We start from the raw sequence: 22689 nt of genomic DNA, 5'->3' as shown, positions 1-22689 counted from the left end.
GAGATTATTGATTATCCTATGAAGTACGCTCTGGTTCACGAGTGGTTAACCCCAAAGGCGACGGGGGGATCAGAATTAGTGGTTAAGGAGATTTTACAATGTCTAGAGGCGGATTTATACGCTTTGATCGATTTTGAGTCCACTAATCCCGATAGTTATCTCTATGGTCGCTCGATCGGGACAACTTTTCTGCAAAACTTCCCGAAAGCGAGAAATGGCGTACAAAAATACTTACCTTTTCTTCCCCTGGCGATCGAGCAGTTAAATTTAGAGGATTATGATGTGATTTTATCCTCCTCCCATTGTGTGGCTAAAGGGGTTTTAATACGACCAGATCAGGTTCACATTTGTTATTGTCACACTCCGATGCGTTATGCTTGGGATTTAACTTTTGACTATCTGGCTAATAGTAAGTTAGGACAGGGATTACCCGGTATTTTCACCCGTTATCTTTTGCATGGTTTGCGTCAGTGGGATGTGATTTCTGCTAATCGTGTGGACTATTTTCTGGCTAATTCCCACCACACCGCTAGACGAATTTGGCGCTGTTATCGACGGGAGGCAAAAGTTATTTATCCTCCCGTACAAATTGAGCGTTTTCCCTACCAAGAGAAAAAAGAAGATTTTTATTTAGTAGTCTCTCGTTTGGTTAGTTATAAAAAAGTCCCTTTAATTGTGGAGGCATTTAATCACTTGGGATTACCCCTAGTGGTTATTGGAGATGGTCCACAAATGGCTTTAATTCGTCAGTTAGCCAGGGATAATATTCAGATTTTAGGGGCAGTGTCCGATCGAATAGTAGCAGAATATATGTCGAAAGCAAAAGCGTTTATTTATGCTGCCTGTGAGGATTTTGGTATTGCTTTAGTGGAAGCGCAAGCTTGTGGTACTCCCGTGATTGCATTTGCTGCCGGAGGTGCTTTAGAAACCGTGCGGGATCTGCGGGAAAATTCTCCCCAGGGAACAGGATTACTTTTTGGGGAACAAAATCCCCAATCTTTGGTAGAAGCGGTTAAATATTTTGTTGATCACGGTGATAAAATTGATCCGGAAGATTGTCGGCAACAGGCTAATAAATTCACTCCTGAAATCTTTCAAAGTAACTATAGTTTATTTGTCGAGGAAAATTCAATGTATAAAAGTTATTGCTAAGTTTAATTAGATCAGTTATCTTAATGGTGAGCTAGGAGGTTTTCGTTTTAGGGAGTCAGTCATCGGTGGTCGATAACCAATTAGGTTATACTTTATTTTGATGAGAAACGTTATATTTTACCAATGGTGAAGATGCAGCCAATGCACCCTAAAATGTAATACTATGGATATTTCTCGAAAGTAGAGATGTACCTTTGCGTTAGACAATCAACTGTTTTTAGAAAACAAAGGTGGATTTTAATATTGCCCTAACCCAACAAAATTAATTTGGTTCTTCGGCAGGTAGTATGCTAAGGACTCTTTGCTTATCCTGAAAACCTTACGCGTCAAGTCCAGTATTTGTGATTGCATAACAAGTGCCGAAGAACCATTAATCTTTGGGAGTGTTATTAACCTTTTTTGCCCGTTATCTTCTGAGAAAGCTTGCGTAATCCAGTCTTAAAAGAAGGTAGACGAAAATAAGCCCTTTCTTTGGTATAGATATGGTAATTAGTCAAAAGTCTGTCTGATAAAATATCCAGTCCTAAATCTAGGTAACGGCTATTTTTAAACAGAACGTTATTAGCATAGAAACAAACAAATTTAAACTCAGGAATCAAAGATTGAATTGTTCTGAGATTAATCTGATTCTCGTACAACTCTCGATCATCATATTCCGTATAAAAATATCTGGTTTTAGCTAAAGTTTCTAAACCACCTCTAATTAACTGTTCTTCGGCTCCCTGCACATCTGCCCAAATAAAATCAACTTCTGTGATATTATTTTCTTCTGCCCAAGTATCCAAGCGCATAGTTTTAACGGTGGTAGAACTATTAAAAGGGACTTGAGGATAAACTTTCAAATGTTCCTGCGGTTTTTTCAGAGAAGAAGAAGCAGCGTGTTTGAGTTTATCACCTACTTGCACACCACTTTGATAAAATACTGCCTCACCATCTTGATCGGATAGAGCCAATTCGTACAATTGAGAGCGAGGATCGTTGACTAGATTTCTGTGTTGTGCAATTACGCGCGGATCGGGTTCAAAACTATAAATTTTGCTTCTGGGAAATTCCTTGAGAAATCCAAGAGTGTCAGTACCCTTGTGGGCACCTACTTCTAAGATAATCGGATTATCTTTTTTCAGCAATTGTTTGATTAGCTTTTTATCCATAAACGGCAGTTATTCAAAAGGATTGTCAAGACTTTAACCTAAAGTTTCCTTGAAGTCAAGTATTTGCAGAAAAATTTTTTAAGCAAGCTTAAGAATTACAGTAGCGAGGACTGGATGTTTTTTGTAGAATAAATATAAGTTGTGATGACAGAAAAGCGAGGATTATAGCCGTGCCTTGGAATCGAGTTAATCAATGGGTAGAAAGACGCTCTTTAGTGGCCCTAGAATCAGCTTATCAGAGAGCGCTGAAAATTAAAGCGATCGAAGATAAACATTTTGGGGGACAAAAAATTTCCCCAGCTGCCGTGGGAGGAAAAAGTGTTTATGATTACTTTCAAAGTACCCTAGAGCGAGAATTATTACAGATACGTTTCGATTTAACTCAAGTGCGTCTGGGTAATTTTTTTAATCCGCAAACTAACCCAGAAAATAATAACATCCTAGAGACTTTAAAGGCGATCGAGGATATTATCGGTAAATATCGCCTAGATTTAGGGGAATTGCTGCCCCCATTACCGAATAATCAAACCCCAAATCTGCCTAATACCAATCTCACCAGTGATAAACCCAGGGATAAAGATAACCAGATAATTTCTCCTGCAACCAGTAATAAATTTTTTAACTTCCAGCAAGAATTAACCCCCGAATACGAACAAACCGTTATTAAACAACTCCGTACCCTGCGACAACAGCAGCGCATCGCTATCCGTTTTATCCTGATTATTATTTTAGTTCCTCTCTTGGTGCAGGTTATTAGTAGAAACTTTATTTTTAGCCCTATTTTAAACTATTTGGGTGTGGATAGAGCGAAAATATCAGAAGTTTATATTTCTCAGGAAATTGGCGAAAAATATCTCAGGGAATTTGCTAGACTTCAAGAAATACAAGAAATCAAGCACGTTTTAGGAGTAGCAAAAGTAGGACATGAATCAGAAGAAACCTTTCGAGAACAGGTCGAGGAATTATTTAAAGAAGCGGGTTATGAAAGTCAAGATGGTTGGAAAAACTTACTCTCCGATATAACTGGATTAATAGCCTTTATTGCGATCTTAATTTTTGGTCGTCAACAATTGGCAATTACGCGAGCTTATGTTAGTCGTTATTTTCTCAGCTTAAATGACATAACCAAAGCCTTTATCTTTATTCTCTTTACCGATATATTTGTCGGGTTTCACTCGGCGGAGGGTTGGACGGTAATCTTAGAAACTTTGTTCCGGCACTTTGGTTGGCGCGAGAATATTACATTTATTAGCTTGTTTGTGGCCACGGTTCCCGTTATCCTAGATACCATCTTTAAACTATTAATATTTAATTATCTGACTCGTAAATCTCCCACCGCCGCAACTATCCTAGAAAAGATGAACCAGTAACGCCCTATGATCCTTAGTATTGCCGATACCTTCATTAAAAGACCCGTTCTGACCACAGTTTGCTCGATTTTAATCGTTTTGATCGGAGCGATCGCTGTTCCCTTTTTACCCCTAGAAAAACTGCCCCAGTTGGCATTTATTCAGGTAGCGGTAAATGCCAACTATTTGGGAACCGATGCCAAAACCGTACAGGATAACGTTACCACGGTACTCGATCGCCAGATTAACGGGACAGAACAGATTGTTTATATGCAGTCCCAGAGTACCAACACAGGACAAAGTACGGTGAATGTCTTTTTCCCGGTGGAAATGGATCGTAACATTGCCCAAGTGTTGGTACAAAACCGTGTCAGTACCGCCGCCGCTAGTTTACCGGAAGAAGTGAACCGGCAGGGGGTGACAACCAATACCCAATCCCCCAGCGTTACCCTTGCCTACGGGATTTCCGCCAAACCGGACGAAAAGGGTAATTATCCCTACGATACGGTCTTTTTAAGTAACTTTGTTGACCGAGTCATCGATGCTGAGATTCGCCGGATCGAGGGGGTTGGTAGTACAACAATCATCGGGGAAAGGGAATACGCCCTGCGTTTTTGGCTTAATCCCGATGCTTTAGCCGCTAGGGGTGTATCGGCGGAACAAGTAGTACAGGCGATCCGAGAACAGAATATTCAGGTGGGTGCGGGGACAATTGGCGGTGATCCCAGTCCCGAAGAGCAGCAATTCCAGATCGCCATTCGCGCCGTTGGTAGGGTTGCCACCGGGGAGGAAGCGGAAAATATTGTCGTCAAAGTCGGGGAAAATGGCGATTTAATCCGAATTAAAGACGTAGGACGCGCAGAAATCGGAGCCGAAAGCTACAGTACCGCCGCCTATTTCGACAAATCCCCCGCCGTTGTCTATATCGTCTATCAGTTGCCCGGTTCCAACGCTTGGAATACTGCCAAACTGGTAAAAGAAAAAATGGCGGAACTAGAACCAAGTTTCCCCCCGGGGTTAAATATCGCCATTACCCTCGATAATACCGCCTTTGTCGCCGCTTCCCTAGAAGAAGCCTTTGGCACTCTGGTTGAAGCGATTTTACTGGTTATTCTCGTCATTTTTATCTTCCTTCAGGATTGGCGCACCACGATCATTCCAGCGATCGCTATTCCCGTATCTTTGATCGGAACCATGGCCGTCGCCCTGGCTTTAGGCTATTCTCTCAATAACCTCTCCTTGTTTGCCGTCATTCTGGCCACCGGTTTAGTGGTGGACGACGGCATCGTGATTGTAGAGGCGGTATCGGAAAAATTACGGCAGGGAATGCGGCCATTTCAAGCTGCCCTCGATGCCATGGGTGAGTTAACCTCGGCGGTGATCGCTAGTTCTCTTGTACTGCTGGCAGTTTTTATTCCCGTCACCTTCTTCCCCGGTACGGTGGGGATCGTTTATCGACAATTTGCCGTCATCATCTCCGCTTCAATTATCATCTCCACCTTTAACGCCCTCAGTTTTTCCCCCACCATGTCGGCGATTATCATGAAACCGCCCCAAGGCACCCGCGGACCCTTGGGACTGTTTTTCGAGGGCTTTAATCGGGGTTTCAACGCAGTTAAAGAGGGCTATCGACGCTCGATCGAATTTCTGATCCGCATCCGTTTTTTAGTGTTACCCTTCTTTATCGCCGCCCTCTTTCTCACAGCTTGGAGTTACAGCACCACTCCCCAGGGTTTTATCCCCGAAGAAGACCAAGGTTATGCCTTCGTTTTGGTGCAAGCACCCGCCGGGGTTTCCTTGCGCTACACCGACCAGGTTATCCGTCAGATTAACGAAGAAATTCTCGACGGTATCGAAGAAATCGAACACTTTGTCGGTATGGCGGGCTTTAGTTTTGCCGGAAGTGGTAGCAACCAAGGGCTATTTTTTGTCAAGTTAAAAGAATGGTCGGAACGGCCCGGCGAAGATAAGTCGGTTTTCGGGGTTCTGCGGAAAATTAACCAACAATTAGCCACTAAAGTCCCAGATGCTCGCGCTTTCGCCGTTAATGCGCCCCCCGTGGATGGATTAAGCTCTACCGGCGGTTTCGAGTTATTTATCCAAAACCGCGCTTCTTTCCCCATGGACGCTTTGATTGCCAACGCTAATAAAGTCATGGCCGAGGCCCGAACAAGACCGGAATTATCGGGAATTTTCACCCAATTTACCACCGACACGCCGATGCTGGAACTTTCCATCAATCGCAACCAGCTACAGGCCCAAAACGTCGATATGCAGGCCGTTTTCGGAACCCTGCAAACCTATCTCGGTTCCAACTTCGTTAACCAATTCGTCTTAGGCGATCGCTTGTATCGAGTCTTTGCCCAAGCAGAAGCGGATTATCGTTCTAATCCCGAAGATATTAACCGTCTTTACGTCCGTTCCCGTACCGGGGCCAATATTCCCCTATCGGGTTTAGTTAGCGTCAAACGCTTCACCTATCCACCGATTATCACTAACTTTAACCTCTATCCCTCGATTAACGTTCAGGGTAGTCCCGCCCCCGGTTTTAGTACGGGACAGGCGATCGCAGTGATGGAAGATGTTTGCCGGAAAGTCCTGCAGCCCGGTTTCGGTTACGCTTGGACGGGTACAGCTTTCCAAGAAAAAACTTCCGCCGGGGCTGCCCCAGTTATCTTCGGATTGGCCTTTATCGTGGTTTTCCTCGTCCTTGCAGCTCAGTACGAAAGCTATATCGACCCGATTATCATCATGATTACGGTTCCCCTAGCGATCCTAGGTGCCATGGGGGCCTTACTGTTGCGGGCGAATTTCCTACAAGTGGGTAGTCTCTTCCCTGCGGTGAATAATAATATCTATGCTCAGGTGGCTTTGGTCATGTTGATCGGTTTAGCGGCTAAAAATGCGATTTTAATCGTGGAATTCGCTAACCAGTCCCGTACTTTGGGTTTAAGTATTCCCGATGCGGCAGCTCGGGCCTCGACGGAACGCTTAAGACCGATTCTGATGACGGCTATTTCCGGTTTAGTTGGTTTCTTGCCCTTGGTTATCGCTTCCGGTGCCGGAGCGATGAGTCGTTGGTCCCTGGGAACTGCAATCCTAGGCGGTTATCTGATTTCCACGGTGTTGAGTTTATTTCTCGTCCCGGTGTTGTATGTGCTGATCAAACAGTTCGAGGCCCGATTCCTCTCCTCGAAACCCCCCAAAGATGGCGGTTCTGGCGGCAAAAAAACCCCTTCTCCCGATGGGGAAAGAAATACATCAGAAACCCCCATAGAAGAAGGGGCCATTTCCTCTTTGAAAATCTCTCCTCAGTCCCCGAATGACTAGGGTGTTAGGTTTTAGGGTTTTAGGGTTTTAGGGTTTTGGGGTATTAGTTGAAATTCCCCCACCTCCCCACTTCCCCACCCCCCCACACCCGTTCGGCTGAGCTCACGGCCGAAGCCCACACCCCACACCCCACACCCCATCTCTGATAACTGAAAATAATGAGTCTAGAATCTACTGCTAACGAGGCGATTGCTCATAATTTAGAGCAATTCCTGCTAGTTTTGACCATTTCCTTGAGTGTCGCCACTTTATCGAGAACCGTTGCCTTCCTCCGCAAAATTCCCTACACCCTGCTGTTAGTTATTGTCGGTATGGGTTTAGCTTTTTTAGATTTGCGTTTGGTCAATCTTTCCCCGGAATTAATTCTGGAAATTTTTCTGCCTCCCCTCCTTTTTGAAGCCGCTTGGAATATTCCTTGGGCTAAATTAAAGGAATATTGGGTTACTATCGTCCTTTTTGCCGTTATCGGGGTGATTATCTCCGTTTTGGGGGTTGCCTATCCCCTACATATCTTTGCTAATTTACCCCTATCGATCGCTTTTCTCTTGGGGGCTGCCCTAGCTGCCACCGATCCCGTCTCTGTAATTGCCCTATTTAAAGAATTGGGGGCCAGTAAAAAACTAACGATCCTGATGGAAGGGGAAAGTCTCTTTAATGATGGGGTCGCTGTGGTCGCTTTCGTCCTCTTGGTGGGGATTCCCTTGGGAGTCGATACCTTTTCCGTCCCCGTGACGATCGCTCGTTTCTGCACCTTTGTGGGGATTGGCATCGGTGTGGGTTGCGTGATCGGTTTCGGCATTTCCTACCTTACCCAACGCTTCGATCTGCCTTTCGTGGAACAGTCTCTCACCCTAGTTTCTGCATACGGAACCTATCTCGTCACGGAAAAATTAGGCGGATCCGGTGTGATTGGGGTGGTAATTGTCGGGATTATTCTCGGTAATCTCGGTTCGCGCATTGGTATGAGTCCCCGCACGCGCCTGGTAGTTAGCGAATTTTGGGAATTTATCGCCTTTTTTGTCAATTCCATCATCTTTTTACTGATCGGTGATCAAACCCGCTTTGAGAGTCTTGGTAGTCACTTAACCGGGATTTTAATAGCGATCGCCGCTATGGTGGTTTCCCGTCTGTTCTCAATTTTTGGACTAGGGGGAATTAGTAACCTAATTACGGGCAATAAGATCAGTTTCAAGGAAAGAACGGTGTTATGGTGGGGAGGATTACGCGGTTCGGTTTCGATCGCCCTAGCGTTAAGTGTTCCTACGTCTATCCCCTACCGTCAAGAAATTATTGACGTGGTTTTTGGGGTGGTTTTATTTACTTTATTGGTGCAAGGATTATCTATACAATGGCTATTAAATGCCCTCAATCTTATCGGTGATCAACCAATTCGCACCGAATATTCGGCCTTAATTGCTCGTCAAATTGCTTTAACTAGGGTGTCTAATTATCTGCAACAACCAGAACGTTTTCCCGATATCGATCCCGAATTTTATCGCGACAAAAAAACTCTGGTGGAAGGACAATTAAAGTCCTTGGGCGATCAGTTGCAAAAATTACTACAGGAACATCCACAATTAAAAGATGTGGTGGCCGAACAATTTCAAGATACTTTACTCGATATCGAAGCTAATACCTACGCAGAATTAATTCGAGCCGGTCGTTTAAATGAAAATCTCGTTCCCCTTTTAGTGGAGGTAGAAGAAGAAAAAGAGATGGTTTAATGATCAAGTCATGGAAAATCAAAGAATTTTTGCTAAAAATTGCTGAGTTCGATCGGATTGGGGATGATTAAAAAATTCTGCTGGGGGGGCAATTTCCAAAATTAAACCCTGATCCATAAATACCACTCGATCGGCCACTTCTCGCGCAAATCCTACCTCGTGGGTGACACAAACCATGGTCATCCCGGATTTGGCTAAACTTTGCATCGTTTCCAAGACTTCTCGCACCATTTCTGGGTCTAAAGCTGAGGTGGGTTCATCGAATAACATCACCTTCGGCTGCATAGCTAAAGCGCGAACGATTGCCACCCGCTGCTGTTGTCCTCCCGATAACTGAGGGGGATATTTAAGCGCTTGTTCGAGAATACCAACTTTTTCGAGGAGTTTTCTCGCTATTTCCTCCGCTTGCGCTTTTTTCCAACCGCGCACCCACATCGGACCGAGGGTGACATTATCTAATACCGTCAGATGGGGAAAGAGGTTAAATTGTTGAAAAACCATGCCGACTTCCTGACGGATTGCCTCGATATTTTTCAGGTTGTGGGACACAGTTATTCCGTCAATAATAATGCGGCCTTTTTGATAGGATTCCAACCCGTTAAAAGTGCGGATAAAGGTGGATTTTCCTGAACCAGACGGCCCCATAATCACCACAACTTCCTGTTTATTAACGGTGAGATTGACTCCCCGCAAAGCATGAAAGCGGTTATCGTACCATTTTTCCACAGCTTCGGCAATTATAATCGGTTCACTGTTGTGAGATTCCATATTTTTGAGAGTTTATTGATTGTCTGTATCGGGAAACCACTGTTTCTCAAGAATTTGTGTCAGAGAGTAGGGGCAAATTATCGGTAAATTTTTTAATCCTGTCTTTTTTTCGGCAATTAAGCGGGCGTTTTCATAGATATTGTCTAACTCTAGTTCTAGAAATTTGCTTAAATCGCTTGTGAGCTTATCTTCTAATTGTACTCGAAAAGTGATAATCTCTGCCGCCCAATGATTACTATTTCTTTCTCTTTCTGTTGTCCAAAATTGATAGAGTAACAGCTGGATTATTATCGATAAACTTAAACTTTTAACAGTAGTTTTTTCCCTTCGTCCCCAAGCTGCCAACTCCTCGATTAAATGTTCGTAATCTACCCGATCGAACTGACGATTTTTTAATAACTCGATCGTCTCGCTTAACCAGCGATCGTACTCCCGTTCATAAAGCTGTTCTAAAGCAAGCATTGTCCTTGATCAAATGGCGACATTATTAAAAATAACCCGTTACTAGGAATGATAGCACAAAAGATATGAACGGTACGGGATTAGTGTAAATATTTGTGAATTAATAATGATGACAGTAAAAAATGCTTGACCATGAGGTAAAAAAAAGGTTAAATTATGGTTAGGCTGAGAAGATAAATCACACATCCTAGATAATGAGGCTATCATGGAGATCGATAAACTCAAAGCAATTGCTCAAAAAGTTGAAACCTCTCGTTCTCAAATCCAAAACGAACAGGCAACCAAAACAGCTTTTATTATGCCTTTTTTGCAAGCATGGGGTTACGATGTATTCAATCCCATGGAAGTTCACCCCGAATATAGTGCAGATTTAACTGGATTAAAAGGGGAAAAAGTAGATTATGCTATTTGTTTGGACAATCAACCGATTATTTTGATGGAATGTAAAAGCTGTCATCAAAATCTTGAGCATCCTAAACATAGTTCCCAACTGCATCGATATTTTAACGCAACTGGAGCTAACTTTGGAGTTTTAACTAATGGGATTATCTATCGGTTTTATACGGATATCGTCAAGGATAATATCATGGACGATAAGCCATTTTTTGAGTTTAACATTCTCGACTTTGACGACTCTTCTGTTAACGAATTAAAACGATTTTCTAAATCTAGCTTTAATTCTGACGAACTAGAAGAGGTTGCTCGCAATTTATTGCACACAAAAGAAGTTAAAAAAGTGATTGCCCAGCAATTAAATGATCCTTCCCCCGAATTTGTTAAGTTTTTTGTTAGTCATGTGTATTCTGGGGTGAGAACTGCATCGGTTGTCGAAAAATTCAAAGAAATTATTAAGCGTTCTCTCAAAGAGTATATCAATGATATCATCAAAGAAAAATTTGAGGAAGTTTTAGGAAAAGAACCTGAACCAAATCCTCCTGATACACCAGCATTAGAAGATACTCCACCAGAAGAAACAGGGGAAGATAAAATTAATACGACCCCCGAAGAATTGGAAGGATTTTACATTATTAAATCAATTCTACGGGAAGAAATCAATACCGCACGCATTCAATTCAAAGACACTAGAAGTTATTTTGGTATCAACTTAGATGGAAAAGTAACCAAAACAGTCTGTCGTCTGCGCTTCAATGAAAAAACTGGCAAGAAATCAATCAGTATTCCCGATAACGTCGAAACTGGTAAAGAAGCAACCACCAATATAGACAGTCTTGATGAAATTTATGGAGTCGCTGAATTTCTGAAATCTCGTATCCGCTATCTGACTCAAGATACTTATAAAAGCAAGTCAGAAAAAACGGAAAGTATCTAAAATAATTAGCCCCTATCTCTTTAATGACCGCAATATTTCTGATGATTGGTGGATTAGCGAGCAAACTTCAACACAAATACCATCACTACAAAATCTCTTAACTTTCCTGAAACAACTACTCAAAATGGAGTTGATATAATTATATTTATCTGCTGAAAACTTGGGGAGTTATACCAATTCTCCAAAGTCTGACTACAGAAGTTTAATCCCCCTAAATCCCCCTTAAAAAGGGTGACTTAAATTCGATGTGTAGTTTTCATTTAGAGAAATGGTATTATACTAAATCCGTTGAGTATAGGCTACATATCAGGATAGGCAAAAGGCACTCATGCAAAAGGGGGAATAAATAATCAGTCTTTGATAACCAGATTTGGTATAAATTAAGTCTGTCAAAGCTTAGAAAAAAAGCGAACTTCTCTAGGGAGAAATTCGCCTTAATTTCCAGAAACTCTGAATTTATTAATTAGGCACGAGCTTCGAGACGACCGTAGAAAATGCCGCGAATTTTCACTTCTTCAGCATCTTTTGCGCCTAAATCTGTATCAGAAGGCTGTTCACTTTCAAAAACACCAGCAAACTCGCCGGTAGAAGCGTCAACTTTAGTTACCTGTAAAGACATAGTACCTTTACCCAGTTCCGTCGCTTTGACGTTAGCACGCTGGAAATCTTGACTATCAGCACTAGCGGGTAAAGCGACAGCATTATCATAACCCGTCACCACACCCCGACCTTTGGGATCCAAGAAACCAGCACCACGATAGGAGGGAACTTTAAAGTCGCCTTCAAAATCCGTGGAACTGTTAATCGAGTTAAAGCCGGCTTCGGTTTTGCCGGTGAAACCTTTAATGGTAAAGAAGAGGGGAACTCTTTCACCTCCGGGTAATTGTACGGTAATGGGTTGGAAATCGATACCGTCTTCTTCCTTGAGGGTTAAAACACCGTCTTCACCTACGGTTAAACTCGCTGTCATCTGTTCTAAACTGGTGGTATCTCTGGTTAAGAGTTTACCCGGGATAAAAGTGGCCGCTTCCCGCTTATTAATGGGTTCACCCTTGACAAAATATTCTTGGGGTTCCAAGCATAAATCTGTCACCACATAACTTTCGCCGCGTTCTAAGGGGAGAGTACCCCGGGTGAACTCGGAAATCTGCGGACATTTGTTAGCTAATCCCGTGTTTAAAATTTCATCATAGGTTAGCTCGTTTCTATTCAGGACGGCATTAGGCGCGTCGCTACAAGCTGTCAACACCCCCAAGCACAAGGCTAAAAAGGCAACTAACAAGGCACGAAATCTCATCTATGTCAACCTCTCTTTGTCAATCTTTACAATTACTACCCTTGATCCATAGCCTGATGAATTATCGAATCGGTCGGGCCAATTCACCGAAACTCAGTTTATCAAAGATCCGTGACCATTGAGAAGATGGGGGACAGGAGACGGGAAACAGGAGGCAAGAGGCAAGAGGCAACAGTAAAGAGATTGGAGGAGATTCGGCTAATCGAAGAATAAGCAGTTTAAATACGTCTTAGCTTAGGAGTCAGTCCCGATGAAAAAATTTTCACCACCACAGATGAAAGAGGTTTCCTTCCCCACACCCCACACCCGTTCGGCTGAGCTCACGGCCGAAGCCCACACCCTACACCCCACTTCCCCACTTCCCCACTTCCCCACTTCCCCACACCCGTTCGGCTGAGCTCACGGCCGAAGCCCACACCCCACACCCTTTTTCAAGTCAGAAGGCTCTAAGTAACTCATAGCTGATGACTGATATGATTGGTGTGACTGTTTTCAGATGCAGAAATTTCGATGAATAGCCCATTGCCGGGAGATAATAGCCAATTAGATAGCCAACTACATTCCCTTGTAACGACGGTGACAGCGATCGCCCAAGAACAGCAGGGAGATTGTAACGGTTTGTTAATGTTGCTGCGAACTTTAGAAAATTTACATCGGCAAATTCGCGAGCAGATGTTCGAGCCATCTTTACCCAATACCCGTAAGGACTTATACGGATTACTCCGGGATATCGAGGAAACCGGGGGATGGCCCTATATAGAACGGATGAAGTTACAAATGTTAATGGAAAAATTATTAGCCAGTGAAGTCGGCGCGCTCGATTCGGCGGCAAAAACCGATGATCGGGAAAAATGAGTTTCCAGAGGTTACGGAGCGGGTTACAGTATTGGGAAAATGGATATTTTAGGGGTAGTTCGTAAATCATGACCACCGTGAACCCGATTAAATTTGGAACCGATGGCTGGCGCGGGATTATCGCCGCCGATTTTACTTTCGATCGAGTCGCTCTGCTCGCTCCCTTGGCGGCTCAGGTTTTAGCGGATAATTATGGTCAGATCACGGGTTCGCGGACGATGATCGTCGGCTATGATCGGCGGTTTATGGCGGAGGATTTTGCTCAAACTGCGGCGGAATCGCTGCAAAAAGCAGGTTTTGATGTGCTTCTCTCCCAATCCTATGCTCCCACTCCCGCTTTTAGTTGGGCAGCTCGATCAGAAAATGCTCTCGGTGCGATCGTGTTAACCGCCAGTCATAACCCGGCTAAATATCTCGGTTTGAAAGTTAAAGGTTATTTTGGTGGTTCTGTCTCGCCGGAAATTACCCAACAAATTGAAGCTTTATTGTCTAATCCGCCGCAATTTAAGGCAGCTGCGGGTAAATTAAGCACTTTTGAGCCATGGTCAGGTTATTGTCAGGGTTTACGCCAAAAAGTTAATATTGCCGCTATTGCCAACGCGATCAAATCGGGACAACTAAAAGTTTATTCCGATGTCATGCACGGTGCGGCGGCTACCGGTTTAGAGCGTCTTTTGGGGGTGGGGATCACGGAATTACGCGGCAATCGCGATCCTTTGTTCGGTGGCGGCTCTCCAGAACCTTTACCGAGAAATTTGACGGAAATCATCGATAAGCTGGCTCACAGCGCACATTTAGCTCCTTTGCGAGTAGGTTTGGTCTTCGATGGGGATAGCGATCGAGTGGCGGCGATCGATGGTCGGGGGAATTTTTTAAGCACCCAAAATCTCATCCCGATTTTAATCGAGCATTTAGCCGGCAAAAAGGGAATGAGAGGGGAAATTGTGAAAACGGTGAGCGGTTCCGATTTAATCCCCAAATTAGCCAGTTTATACGGTTTATCGGTCTTTGAAACCCCGATCGGTTATAAGTACATCGCCGATCGAATGTTGACCACTCCTGTGTTAATTGGTGGGGAAGAATCCGGAGGTGTCGGTTATGGTACTCACATTCCCGAACGGGATGCTTTATTATCAGCTTTATACGTTTTGGAAGCGGTGGTAGAATCGGGCCAAGATCTAAGCGATCTTTACGCGCAATTACAGGATAAAACTGGTTTTTATTCTGAGTATGATCGCATTGATTTACCCCTAGCTAATATGGAAGCTCGCGATCAGTTAATTACTGCTTTGGATAAGGAACCCTTAAGGGAAATTGCTGGTAAACAAGTGACTGATTGTAATCCTATAGACGGTTATAAATTCCGTTTAGAAGATGGCAGTTGGTTGTTAATTCGCTTTAGTGGCACAGAACCGGTTTTGCGTCTCTACTGTGAATCTTCAACCCTCGATCGAGTTCAGGAAATTCTCGCTTGGGCAAAATCTTGGGCTACCTATATCTAATAGAAAACGGGTTTCTTGAAGAAACCCGTTTTCTATTCTATTATTTTTTAACGCATTCAATAATACAAATATCTTCTTGAGTCGGAATAATTCGATTTAATTTTAGTCCCGCTTGACTCAACAATTCCTCAAATTCCTCTGCGGTTCTTTCCTTACCTCCCGGACACATAACTAACATATTTAGGTCTAACATTTTAGCGGCCGAAGGATTATTACCCGCAGGAACAACCATTTCCAAGACCAAAACTTTACCGTTACTATCTAAAGCTTGACAACAGTTTTTCAAAATAGCAATCGCTCGTCGATCATCCCAATCATGAATAATATGTTTTAATAAATAGCCATCTCCTACCGATGGTACGGATTCAAAAAAATTACCCCCAACGGTTTGACAACGATCAACAATGCCATGTTTTTCTAAAGTGGGTTGACAATGGGAAATTACATATTCTTCATCAAAAAGAATTCCTTTGAGGTGGGGATATTGCTCTAGGATTGTCCCCAACATCTCACCGTATCCCCCACCCACATCTACTAGGGTTTGAAATTCCGAGAAATCATACACGGCTAAAATAGCTTTCTCCTCCGACAAAGAAAAACTATTCATCGACTGTTCAAAAATCTCTACATCTAGCGGATGGGTTTGAAAATATTCAAAGACCCCCATCCCAAAGACATCATCAAAGGATGGTTGCCCTGTTTTAATACTATGTAACACATTTCCCCAAGCTTGATAATGGGGGGCTTCTCCTAACATAATCGCTGTCGCTTTTACTGACCGGGGATGGTCACTAGATAAATGTTCAGCTAAGGGAGTTAGTATAAACTGTTGAGATTCAGTTTCTTGAAAAATTCCCACACTAGCTAACCCTCTCATCAGTCGATATAAAGCAGCAGGATTAGTCTCCGTTAGGGAGGCCAACTCTTGACAAGATTTCGCTCCTTTGCTCAAATGCTCGGCTAGACTTAATTTAGCCGCAGCATAGATGGCCTGAGATAGCCAGTAACCCGAAACCATTTGGGTTAATTGAAGATGAAGAGGGGGTTCAGGTAAGGACATAAGCGACTTTTACGGGAATAAAATTAAACATTACCATATAGAATAAGCTGCCCGCGCATTTAAATTGCCTGTTGAAATGAGGCACTTTTGCAAGGGTCAAGACCCACCTAACTCCCCCAACTTCGGGGGGTTGAGGGAGATTCAGCTAATTTCTAAACGCAAGTAGAGAGATAAACACAAAATTTCAATCCAAAATTTAAAGCGTGTTTCCATTCAATTAATTTCTAAGCGCGAGTAGAGAGGTTAATTCATGAATTAACCCTACAAATGTTTCCATTCAATCAATTTCTAAGCGCAAGTAGAGAGCTACCATCACCAGACGGTGGCCTGTTCACTCCGTCCGTTGTCAGGCATTCCGCTCAAATCTTTTTTATCCTTCCATTTTCCGCCCCAATTCATTTGCTCGTCTCGTCCCTTATTATCGCATTGCCAACAAGCGTGAGCCACACAACGTTATAAGCTGTACTGAATTTAAACTGCCTATTGGAAATTTTAGGACAAATGCTCAAACTGCCTCTCCCCGCTCCTCTGCAATCTTAACGAATAATTTAGATAGTCAACAGCTTACCTGTCCTTGTGTGGCTTGCGTCGTCTCACGCAGGATTGGGTTGGCGAGGATAGATCTGCTCGGCGCGGTTGAACAAGATCCAGCTGGTCAGAATGTACTTGTCTTGCGACTCCGGCACATTGCCGCGATGGGTGTGGGTAAAACTGGCGGGAGCGATCACCATCGTCCCAGAGGTTGGCTTGAGCTTCCGTTCTTGGTACAAGAACTCGGTCTCACCACCGCGCTCTACATCGTTCAGATAGAACATAAACAAAAGGACGCGATGGAGCGTCTCAGCAGCTGGGTCGCAAGGATAGATTTCCGAATGCCAGTAGTAGTAACCACCGAGACTCTTCCAGTATTTCTGAACGTTGATCGCTCCCGGTCGAAACATTCTGAATAGGTACTCGGCGAGTTCCGGGTCTGATGCCGCCCCAACATCCGCAGCTGTTAACGGCCTGAGCAGTCCAGTAGCCCGATCTTGCAAGCTTAATGCAAACGCACTGGTGATCAAGTATGGATACTTGCGAATGTACAACATCAGGTGACGCAGTGTGCTGTCGAGTATCTGACTGTGCAAATCGCTCCACTCGGAGAGGCCTGTGATGGTGATGTCGGTGCTGTTCTTCTTGGATTTGTCGACTCCATGACCGATGCGTCCATCCGACTTGCGATCGCTGGCCTCGAAACGATGCCTGATCTCTTCGCACAATTCGGGGGGTAAAGCATTTTCGTACATCTCGATAAAGTCAGTTGTCATTCCAGTTTTCCCACCCCAAAGCCCTAGATACCTACGCACGCGGTCACGGATCCCATCTGGTTGATTATTATAACAGGTTTGCGTTGCATCAAGACCTTTGCCCGTATCTGGAAAAAGGCAGATGCACGCTGAGGCAAAGGTTTCACGTTTCCATTCAATTAATTTCTAAGCGCGAGTAGAGAGTAATTATGTAAGGATGATTCATGAATCATCCTTACATTTCCATTCAATTAATTTCTCTACTGATTAGAGAGGAAAATGAAAACAACAAAAAGGACTATTCATCTAATTAAGTGTTTCCATTCAATTAATTTCTCTACTGAGTAGAGAGTCATAGCACAAAAAACCCGATCTAAAAGATTGGCATATTTCCATTCAATTAATTTCTCTACTGAGTAGAGAGATACCTAACCGACACACCGAGATATTGAGGAAACGTGCTTTTCCATTAACTTCTAAGTGCGAGTAGAGAGGGCCAGTAGGCAAACGCCTGACCAGGATTAGGGTTCAGAAGCTAGTTGCGACCAATAGACTAATTATAGCTACATATAGTCATACCGTTAAGCGCATAAACCCCAAAATGCTTGTCCTGTGCTAGATCGAGGGATTTTACCAGATAACGAGGTTGTAGCCACCCACCACTAAGCTGTTGACTATCTAAATTACTGGTTAAGACTGCAAGAGAGAAGGGAGCAGGGAGAGGAAGCTCGATCATTTGTACTAAAAATCCCAATACGCAGTTTAAATTCAGTAAAGTCTATCCAAATATAATAATCATAGAAAAAAATCTATACTAATAGAAACTCAGACAGGATAAGCTTTTGAAGCCTTTTACTAAAAATCTTTTAAATATCCTGTTATCTTCAAGGATTCCTAGGGCATATTAAGTGTAACGAGAAGATCAGTCGGCAAAAAGTTGAGGCGTTTGTGGCTCTGGGATACTGGCAAGCGAAAATCTGGGGATTACTACAATATCCCGTCTTGAAAGCACTACATAGCAACTCAGGACGCGGCGGTGACAGCTTTTGGAGAGATTTAGAAGTAATGAAGTTGTGGGGAAAACATAACCCCGAAGAATCGACTAAAAAAATTCTTAAACAAATCAAACTAGCTGACTATATCACCTCGGCCAGTGATCGAGCCGCAATCTCTAGTTTAACCCAATTCGTTAACTACGATCAACGAACAGGTCTAGAATTGCGTCATCTCCTCTCCGGAGAACCCTTAAATCTCAAATTAGCTAACACAACCCATAAGAAAATCGCTTTTAACCGCACGGATTACTTAAAAGAACAAGAAAACCGACTATTTAACCAAATTCCCGCCAGACTACGCACAGGAATCTCAGAAAAAGAAGCCAAAGAACTATTTTGGTGGTTATGGCGCTGTCTTCCCCAAGCGGCGACGAAATTGCTCAATGACGAAAATCTGCTCCTAATGCCCGCCGAAACCAGAATACCAGACGGATCGATCTGGAGTCATGCCAGTGTAACGGCGGCCATTGCTGGATCCCTAGCGGGATATGATCTCACCAGCGAGGATGTGGTCAATAAATGGCCGACGGGAAAACAATTATCCCACCCTTATCTCGTTAGTTTCACCTTTTCCCCTATCCAAGAACTAATCAAAGCCAGCCGCAAAATGGGCGATTTTTGGGCAGGTTCTTGGATTCTGCACTATTTATCCGCTAAAGTCTGCTGGCAACTAGCCCAACAATACGGACCCGATAGTTTGATTTATCCCTCTCTCTACGCACAACCCTTAATCGATCGATGGTTATTAGAAAAATACCCCGATTTTAGCTCCTGGATCGACCCACCCGGCGATCAACAATTACTAACCGCCGGATTTCCCCACATTATTATCCTCGTCTTGCCCAAAGATAAGGTCGCGGCGGCCATGCAAACCGCTAAATCTAGCTTATTAAAAGAATGGAAAGAAATTAGTCAGCAAGTTTTCGAGAAACTTCAATTAAAAGAAAATAGTCGTACCTGGGACAGTTGGTTAAATGCCCAATGGCAAACCTATTATGTGGGGGTTCCCATCGGTAGAGAAGATCAACCCCTCACCAGTGACGAAATTTACCAAGAAAATGAAAATATCGACGAAAATCAAGCCGAAGACCCAGAAAAAGCGCAAAGCTGGCCAGATAAACAAAACGAACTTTATAATCTCTACGATCAAAAAGCTCTCTTCTTAGAAAAAGAGCGGGAATTTCTGCAAAAAGCCGGAGAATTACGTCTTCAGAACTGGAAAAGACCTCCTTTTAGCTCTAATGTTGGTTCTTGGTGGAGTAGCGCTTTCGAGCAAAACCTTTCTGCCCTTGCTGCCGTCAAAAACGCCCGCGATTGGCAGATTCCCACCGCTTTCGGCCCCCGTTCCACCATTTCTGGACTTGGCCCCGTCGTCCATCCCGATAGTAACAACGATTGGATTAGCGAAAAAGCAAGCAAAGAATATTGGCAACGAAATGCCGGATTATTCGATGGGATCGAACAACTCAACGCCACCGAAACCGTTAAACGCGGATTACACCTAATCCTGCCAAAACTCTTAAAAAATAGCGACCAAGAGCGTCTAGATGCCGCTTATCCCGATTTAACCGTGGGAGTCGCCGGTTATCTCAAAACAGGCGGTGATCTCGACCATTTTCATCGAGTTTGTCGCACCATCTCGCGTAGGTTAAGAGAAGACGGCAAAAAGATTCCCCCGGCACTTACCCAACCGTGGGGAATTCCCTACATTGACGATCACATCGAACCAGAATATAAACGTTATCACCCTCGTTTTCTCAATGCGGGATGGTTAGTAGAAGAACTAGAGATTGCCGATGAAGAAGTGGCTAATTATCGCCATCAATTCAGCCAATTAATTGACCAAAACTATCCCAACAATAACCCAGCTGATTGGTATGTTATCGCCGCAGGAGATGGTGACGGAATGGGGGAATGGTTAAAAGGCAAAAAAATGAAACCCTATCGAGAATATATCGCTAAGTCACTTCATCAATACGCCGATCATCCCCCGACCGAAACCGATACCCTAGAAAAAGAAGTGCAGAAAGCTTTTGCCGATTTTGTCACCCTCGATAAACGCATCGGACCATCTACTCATAGCGCCCTCAGTCGCGCCCTTTTAGACTTCTCTAATCAACTCGTTCCCTACCTCACCGAACAGCGTTATGCGGGACGCTTAATCTATGGTGGCGGCGATGAAGTTCTCGCCTATACTAATCTCTGGGAATGGGATAAATGGTTATGGGATATCCGGCAATGTTTTAAGGGAGAAAAAGACCCCCATGGGGAATTTGATAACGCCGGTGACTATTGGCAATGGCAAGGCGAAAAACCTGCCGAAAATCTGGCAAAACGTCCCCTATTTACCATGGGAAAGCGGGCGACTATCAGTTTCGGTATTGTCATCGCTCACTATTCTGTCCCCCTTGCTATCGCCCTAGAAAATCTCTGGGAAGCCGAGAAAAAAGCCAAAGAACACACCTATAAAGGCTTTGACGGCAAAAAAGTCAAAAAAGACGCTGTACAAGTGCGCGTTCTCTACGGCAACGGTAACGTCCTTGAATCTACGGCTAAGTTTGATGTTTTCCCTCTCTGGCAAAAACTTCTGGCCGGTAATTCCGATGCCAGTTTATTCGAGGCAGTGGCCAGCCTTTGGCAACAGCATCCTGTGCCGATGATAGAAGCGATCGAGGTTTGGGTAAATGCCTTCTCTACCCGTCGGGAAAATCTAACAACAGACAACAGAGAATTTCAAGAAGATCTAACCAACTTTCTCAAACATCTTTGGTTAACCACGGAAAATGATCCTAACGATCTTAACGAAGCCGTGGGTAGCTGGATGAAATTAGCGGCTTTTATGACTCGAAAAAGACAGATTAAGATCGGAGATTCCCTTTCATGTATTGGTACACAATCACTCCCCTAGATGTACTTCTCTTACGCGATGCGAAACCCTTTAGCCCCAAGGAAAGAGCTTGGGCTGGAAGTACATTTCCCCCCAACGGTCACACGATCGCTGGGGCTTTAAGCGCTTTACTAGATCGCTCTAAAAATAGCTATTTTAAAATCACTGGTCCATTCCTATCTTTTGCCGGAGATACTTTATATCTACCCCGTCCTTTAGGATTCGCCAATTCTGATCCATTAATTCCTATTTCTTGGAGTGATAATTTAACGATTTCAGAAAACCATATATTTTGGGATCGATCAAAACCCGCCCCCTTAGCTAAGACTGAACTTCGCAAAAATTGCCAAAATCGAGAAAATCAAGAGGAAGAAGAGAACGAAAGTAAATATCGTCAGTATCTACCTTGTGAAGTTATTCTCGATTATTTAAAAACAGGAGCGATCGATCCCTCTCAGTGGTTAGTCAAGCATAAAGGAGAAGATAAACCCTGGCGAGAAGAAATTCGTTCCCATAACGCCATAAAACCGGGAAGCAAACGGGTAAAAGATGCCGATGGATACTTTGTGGAAAAAGCGATCCGAATGCTACCCGGTTGGAGTATAGCGATCGGAATCGATGTTAATATTCCCACTCCCACAACTTTACGGTTAGGAGGAGAAGGACACCGAGTTATGCTGGAAAAATGCGATCAGTTAGGTCAACAATGGGAACAATTAAAACAACAATCTGATGAGAACTTTAAACAAATAAAAAAAGCGATTGCTTATCTCGTTACCCCCGGTATTTTCGAGCGACGTCACGATAATAATCAAGCCATTTGTCGCTCTTGGCCCTGGGAATGGAAACTCGCCCATACTGTTAATAGTAATCAGAAACCGGGTAATCTAGTCAGTGTCGCAACCGATCGAGCTATCCCCATCAGTTGCCGCATTCAATCAAAAGAAAATATTAGCATTCCCGCCCCCCAAGTCTTCGCCGCCCCCCCGGGTAGTCAATACTATTTAAATCAACCCGAGCGCCTATTTCAAGATCAGCCCGATAGTCCCGAATATCACCAACGCTGGCGCAAATTAGGCTACTCGGAATTACTTTGGATCAACTATAAGGAGAATAGTTAACCTACAGGATCGAAATAGAAGTGCTGAAAATTGCGTTAATGATTCTGATGACAAACAATCAAAATGGTCATTATCTCACTTAAACAGAGACTTTTAGCTCTCTTAGGTTTGGTGGGTAAAATGTATTCTAAGATACAGTCTTGCTGTCTCTGGAGTGGAAGGAACCACTCCAGAGACAGAGGACACAAAGATTGATCGCTTCTATAGTTAAGTTAAACTGATCAAACAAAGAATAAGCGAGCCGACTTTTTGCCCTTACTCGTTTGATTACTCCATGATGCCATAACTTCTGGGGCCAATGCCCTTCAAACTGGTGACAGAAATCATCTACAGGATCAAATAAAGCCTTTAAACTAAATA

At 43.6% G+C, this 22689-nt stretch carries 17 protein-coding genes; 9 read left to right on the top strand and 8 right to left on the bottom strand.

Annotated features, from left to right (window positions below; genetic code table 11):
- The first annotated feature begins 18 nt into the window (after window positions 1-18).
- Window positions 19-1152 (top strand): glycosyltransferase, encoded by a 1134-nt coding sequence (locus ACOCD9_RS03560; RefSeq protein WP_287700158.1) that lies wholly within the window; start codon window positions 19-21, stop codon window positions 1150-1152.
- Between the two features lie 389 nt (window positions 1153-1541).
- On the opposite strand, the gene ACOCD9_RS03555 is transcribed toward ACOCD9_RS03560, so the two are convergent.
- Entirely contained in the window at window positions 1542-2303 is a 762-nt protein-coding gene (locus ACOCD9_RS03555; RefSeq protein WP_287700157.1) for an FkbM family methyltransferase, read from the bottom strand.
- A gap of 170 nt (window positions 2304-2473) precedes the next feature.
- Between ACOCD9_RS03555 and ACOCD9_RS03550 the strand changes: the two genes are divergently transcribed.
- From ACOCD9_RS03550 to ACOCD9_RS03540, 3 genes are all read left to right on the top strand, one after another.
- The gene (locus ACOCD9_RS03550; protein WP_419546382.1) at window positions 2474-3673 is read left to right on the top strand and encodes a hypothetical protein; all 1200 of its coding nucleotides are present in this window, start codon (window positions 2474-2476) and stop codon (window positions 3671-3673) included.
- A 6-nt stretch (window positions 3674-3679) separates the two neighbouring features.
- Window positions 3680-6982 (top strand): efflux RND transporter permease subunit, encoded by a 3303-nt coding sequence (locus ACOCD9_RS03545; protein WP_419546381.1) that lies wholly within the window; start codon window positions 3680-3682, stop codon window positions 6980-6982.
- 158 nt (window positions 6983-7140) lie between these two features.
- Window positions 7141-8706 (top strand): cation:proton antiporter, encoded by a 1566-nt coding sequence (locus ACOCD9_RS03540; protein ID WP_419546379.1) that lies wholly within the window; start codon window positions 7141-7143, stop codon window positions 8704-8706.
- 18 nt (window positions 8707-8724) lie between these two features.
- On the opposite strand, the gene ACOCD9_RS03535 is transcribed toward ACOCD9_RS03540, so the two are convergent.
- Window positions 8725-9474, bottom strand: a complete 750-nt coding sequence (locus ACOCD9_RS03535) for an amino acid ABC transporter ATP-binding protein (protein ID WP_002798269.1) — start codon at window positions 9472-9474, stop codon at window positions 8725-8727.
- Window positions 9475-9486: 12 nt separating this feature from the next.
- Window positions 9487-9936 (bottom strand): DUF29 domain-containing protein, encoded by a 450-nt coding sequence (locus ACOCD9_RS03530; RefSeq protein WP_419546377.1) that lies wholly within the window; start codon window positions 9934-9936, stop codon window positions 9487-9489.
- A 205-nt stretch (window positions 9937-10141) separates the two neighbouring features.
- Between ACOCD9_RS03530 and ACOCD9_RS03525 the strand changes: the two genes are divergently transcribed.
- Entirely contained in the window at window positions 10142-11266 is a 1125-nt protein-coding gene (locus ACOCD9_RS03525) for a type I restriction endonuclease (RefSeq protein WP_419546376.1), read from the top strand.
- Window positions 11267-11729: 463 nt separating this feature from the next.
- Here ACOCD9_RS03525 and ACOCD9_RS03520 read toward each other — a convergent pair whose 3' ends face one another.
- Window positions 11730-12563, bottom strand: coding sequence for a photosystem II manganese-stabilizing polypeptide (locus ACOCD9_RS03520; protein ID WP_419546374.1), 834 nt, complete (start codon window positions 12561-12563; stop codon window positions 11730-11732).
- Window positions 12564-13073: 510 nt separating this feature from the next.
- Here ACOCD9_RS03520 and ACOCD9_RS03515 point away from each other — a divergent pair.
- Both ACOCD9_RS03515 and ACOCD9_RS03510 read left to right on the top strand, forming a co-directional pair.
- Window positions 13074-13418, top strand: a complete 345-nt coding sequence (locus ACOCD9_RS03515) for a hypothetical protein (protein ID WP_286825884.1) — start codon at window positions 13074-13076, stop codon at window positions 13416-13418.
- Window positions 13419-13486: 68 nt separating this feature from the next.
- A complete protein-coding gene (locus ACOCD9_RS03510; protein ID WP_419546373.1) occupies window positions 13487-14920 on the top strand; it encodes a phosphoglucomutase/phosphomannomutase family protein in 1434 nt (477 codons plus the stop codon).
- 40 nt (window positions 14921-14960) lie between these two features.
- Here ACOCD9_RS03510 and ACOCD9_RS03505 read toward each other — a convergent pair whose 3' ends face one another.
- The 4 genes from ACOCD9_RS03505 to ACOCD9_RS03490 all read right to left on the bottom strand — a co-directional run bounded on the left by ACOCD9_RS03505 (window position 14961) and on the right by ACOCD9_RS03490 (window position 18002).
- Window positions 14961-15980: a methyltransferase gene (locus ACOCD9_RS03505; protein ID WP_419546371.1), complete on the bottom strand. Its 1020-nt coding sequence runs from the start codon at window positions 15978-15980 to the stop codon at window positions 14961-14963.
- A 312-nt stretch (window positions 15981-16292) separates the two neighbouring features.
- A complete protein-coding gene (locus tag ACOCD9_RS03500) occupies window positions 16293-16427 on the bottom strand; it encodes a hypothetical protein (protein ID WP_287700150.1) in 135 nt (44 codons plus the stop codon).
- A 146-nt stretch (window positions 16428-16573) separates the two neighbouring features.
- Complete coding sequence (locus tag ACOCD9_RS03495; protein ID WP_419546369.1) at window positions 16574-17287, bottom strand: 2OG-Fe(II) oxygenase; 714 nt, start codon at window positions 17285-17287, stop codon at window positions 16574-16576.
- A 532-nt stretch (window positions 17288-17819) separates the two neighbouring features.
- Window positions 17820-18002: a hypothetical protein gene (locus ACOCD9_RS03490; protein WP_287700148.1), complete on the bottom strand. Its 183-nt coding sequence runs from the start codon at window positions 18000-18002 to the stop codon at window positions 17820-17822.
- A gap of 212 nt (window positions 18003-18214) precedes the next feature.
- Here ACOCD9_RS03490 and cas10 point away from each other — a divergent pair, with 212 nt between their 5' ends.
- Both cas10 and ACOCD9_RS03480 read left to right on the top strand, forming a co-directional pair.
- Window positions 18215-21229, top strand: coding sequence for a type III-B CRISPR-associated protein Cas10/Cmr2 (cas10, locus tag ACOCD9_RS03485; protein WP_419546367.1), 3015 nt, complete (start codon window positions 18215-18217; stop codon window positions 21227-21229).
- Window positions 21202-22329 carry a type III-B CRISPR module-associated Cmr3 family protein gene (locus ACOCD9_RS03480; RefSeq protein WP_287700146.1) on the top strand — a complete coding sequence of 376 codons (1128 nt, stop codon included), beginning with the start codon at window positions 21202-21204 and terminating at the stop codon, window positions 22327-22329. The genes cas10 and ACOCD9_RS03480 overlap by 28 nt, the downstream gene beginning before the upstream one ends.
- Window positions 22330-22689 lie beyond the last annotated feature (360 nt).

Source organism: Microcystis sp. (genome assembly GCF_048564745.1).
GTDB classification, from domain to species: Bacteria; Cyanobacteriota; Cyanobacteriia; order Cyanobacteriales; family Microcystaceae; genus Microcystis; species Microcystis ichthyoblabe_A.
This window is presented reverse-complemented; position numbering and strand designations above follow the sequence as displayed.

What these genes read in the sequence shown, in the direction of transcription:
- ACOCD9_RS03560 (WP_287700158.1), top strand. Translation starts at nt 19, where the DNA reads ATGAAGTACGCTCTGGTTCACGAGTGGTTAACCCCAAAGGCGACGGGG.
- ACOCD9_RS03555 (WP_287700157.1), bottom strand. Translation starts at nt 2,303, where the DNA reads ATGGATAAAAAGCTAATCAAACAATTGCTGAAAAAAGATAATCCGATT.
- ACOCD9_RS03545 (WP_419546381.1), top strand. Translation starts at nt 3,680, where the DNA reads ATGATCCTTAGTATTGCCGATACCTTCATTAAAAGACCCGTTCTGACC.
- ACOCD9_RS03540 (WP_419546379.1), top strand. Translation starts at nt 7,141, where the DNA reads ATGAGTCTAGAATCTACTGCTAACGAGGCGATTGCTCATAATTTAGAG.
- ACOCD9_RS03535 (WP_002798269.1), bottom strand. Translation starts at nt 9,474, where the DNA reads ATGGAATCTCACAACAGTGAACCGATTATAATTGCCGAAGCTGTGGAA.
- ACOCD9_RS03530 (WP_419546377.1), bottom strand. Translation starts at nt 9,936, where the DNA reads ATGCTTGCTTTAGAACAGCTTTATGAACGGGAGTACGATCGCTGGTTA.
- ACOCD9_RS03525 (WP_419546376.1), top strand. Translation starts at nt 10,142, where the DNA reads ATGGAGATCGATAAACTCAAAGCAATTGCTCAAAAAGTTGAAACCTCT.
- ACOCD9_RS03520 (WP_419546374.1), bottom strand. Translation starts at nt 12,563, where the DNA reads ATGAGATTTCGTGCCTTGTTAGTTGCCTTTTTAGCCTTGTGCTTGGGG.
- ACOCD9_RS03515 (WP_286825884.1), top strand. Translation starts at nt 13,074, where the DNA reads ATGAATAGCCCATTGCCGGGAGATAATAGCCAATTAGATAGCCAACTA.
- ACOCD9_RS03510 (WP_419546373.1), top strand. Translation starts at nt 13,487, where the DNA reads ATGACCACCGTGAACCCGATTAAATTTGGAACCGATGGCTGGCGCGGG.
- ACOCD9_RS03505 (WP_419546371.1), bottom strand. Translation starts at nt 15,980, where the DNA reads ATGTCCTTACCTGAACCCCCTCTTCATCTTCAATTAACCCAAATGGTT.
- ACOCD9_RS03495 (WP_419546369.1), bottom strand. Translation starts at nt 17,287, where the DNA reads ATGACAACTGACTTTATCGAGATGTACGAAAATGCTTTACCCCCCGAA.
- ACOCD9_RS03490 (WP_287700148.1), bottom strand. Translation starts at nt 18,002, where the DNA reads ATGATCGAGCTTCCTCTCCCTGCTCCCTTCTCTCTTGCAGTCTTAACC.
- ACOCD9_RS03480 (WP_287700146.1), top strand. Translation starts at nt 21,202, where the DNA reads ATGTATTGGTACACAATCACTCCCCTAGATGTACTTCTCTTACGCGAT.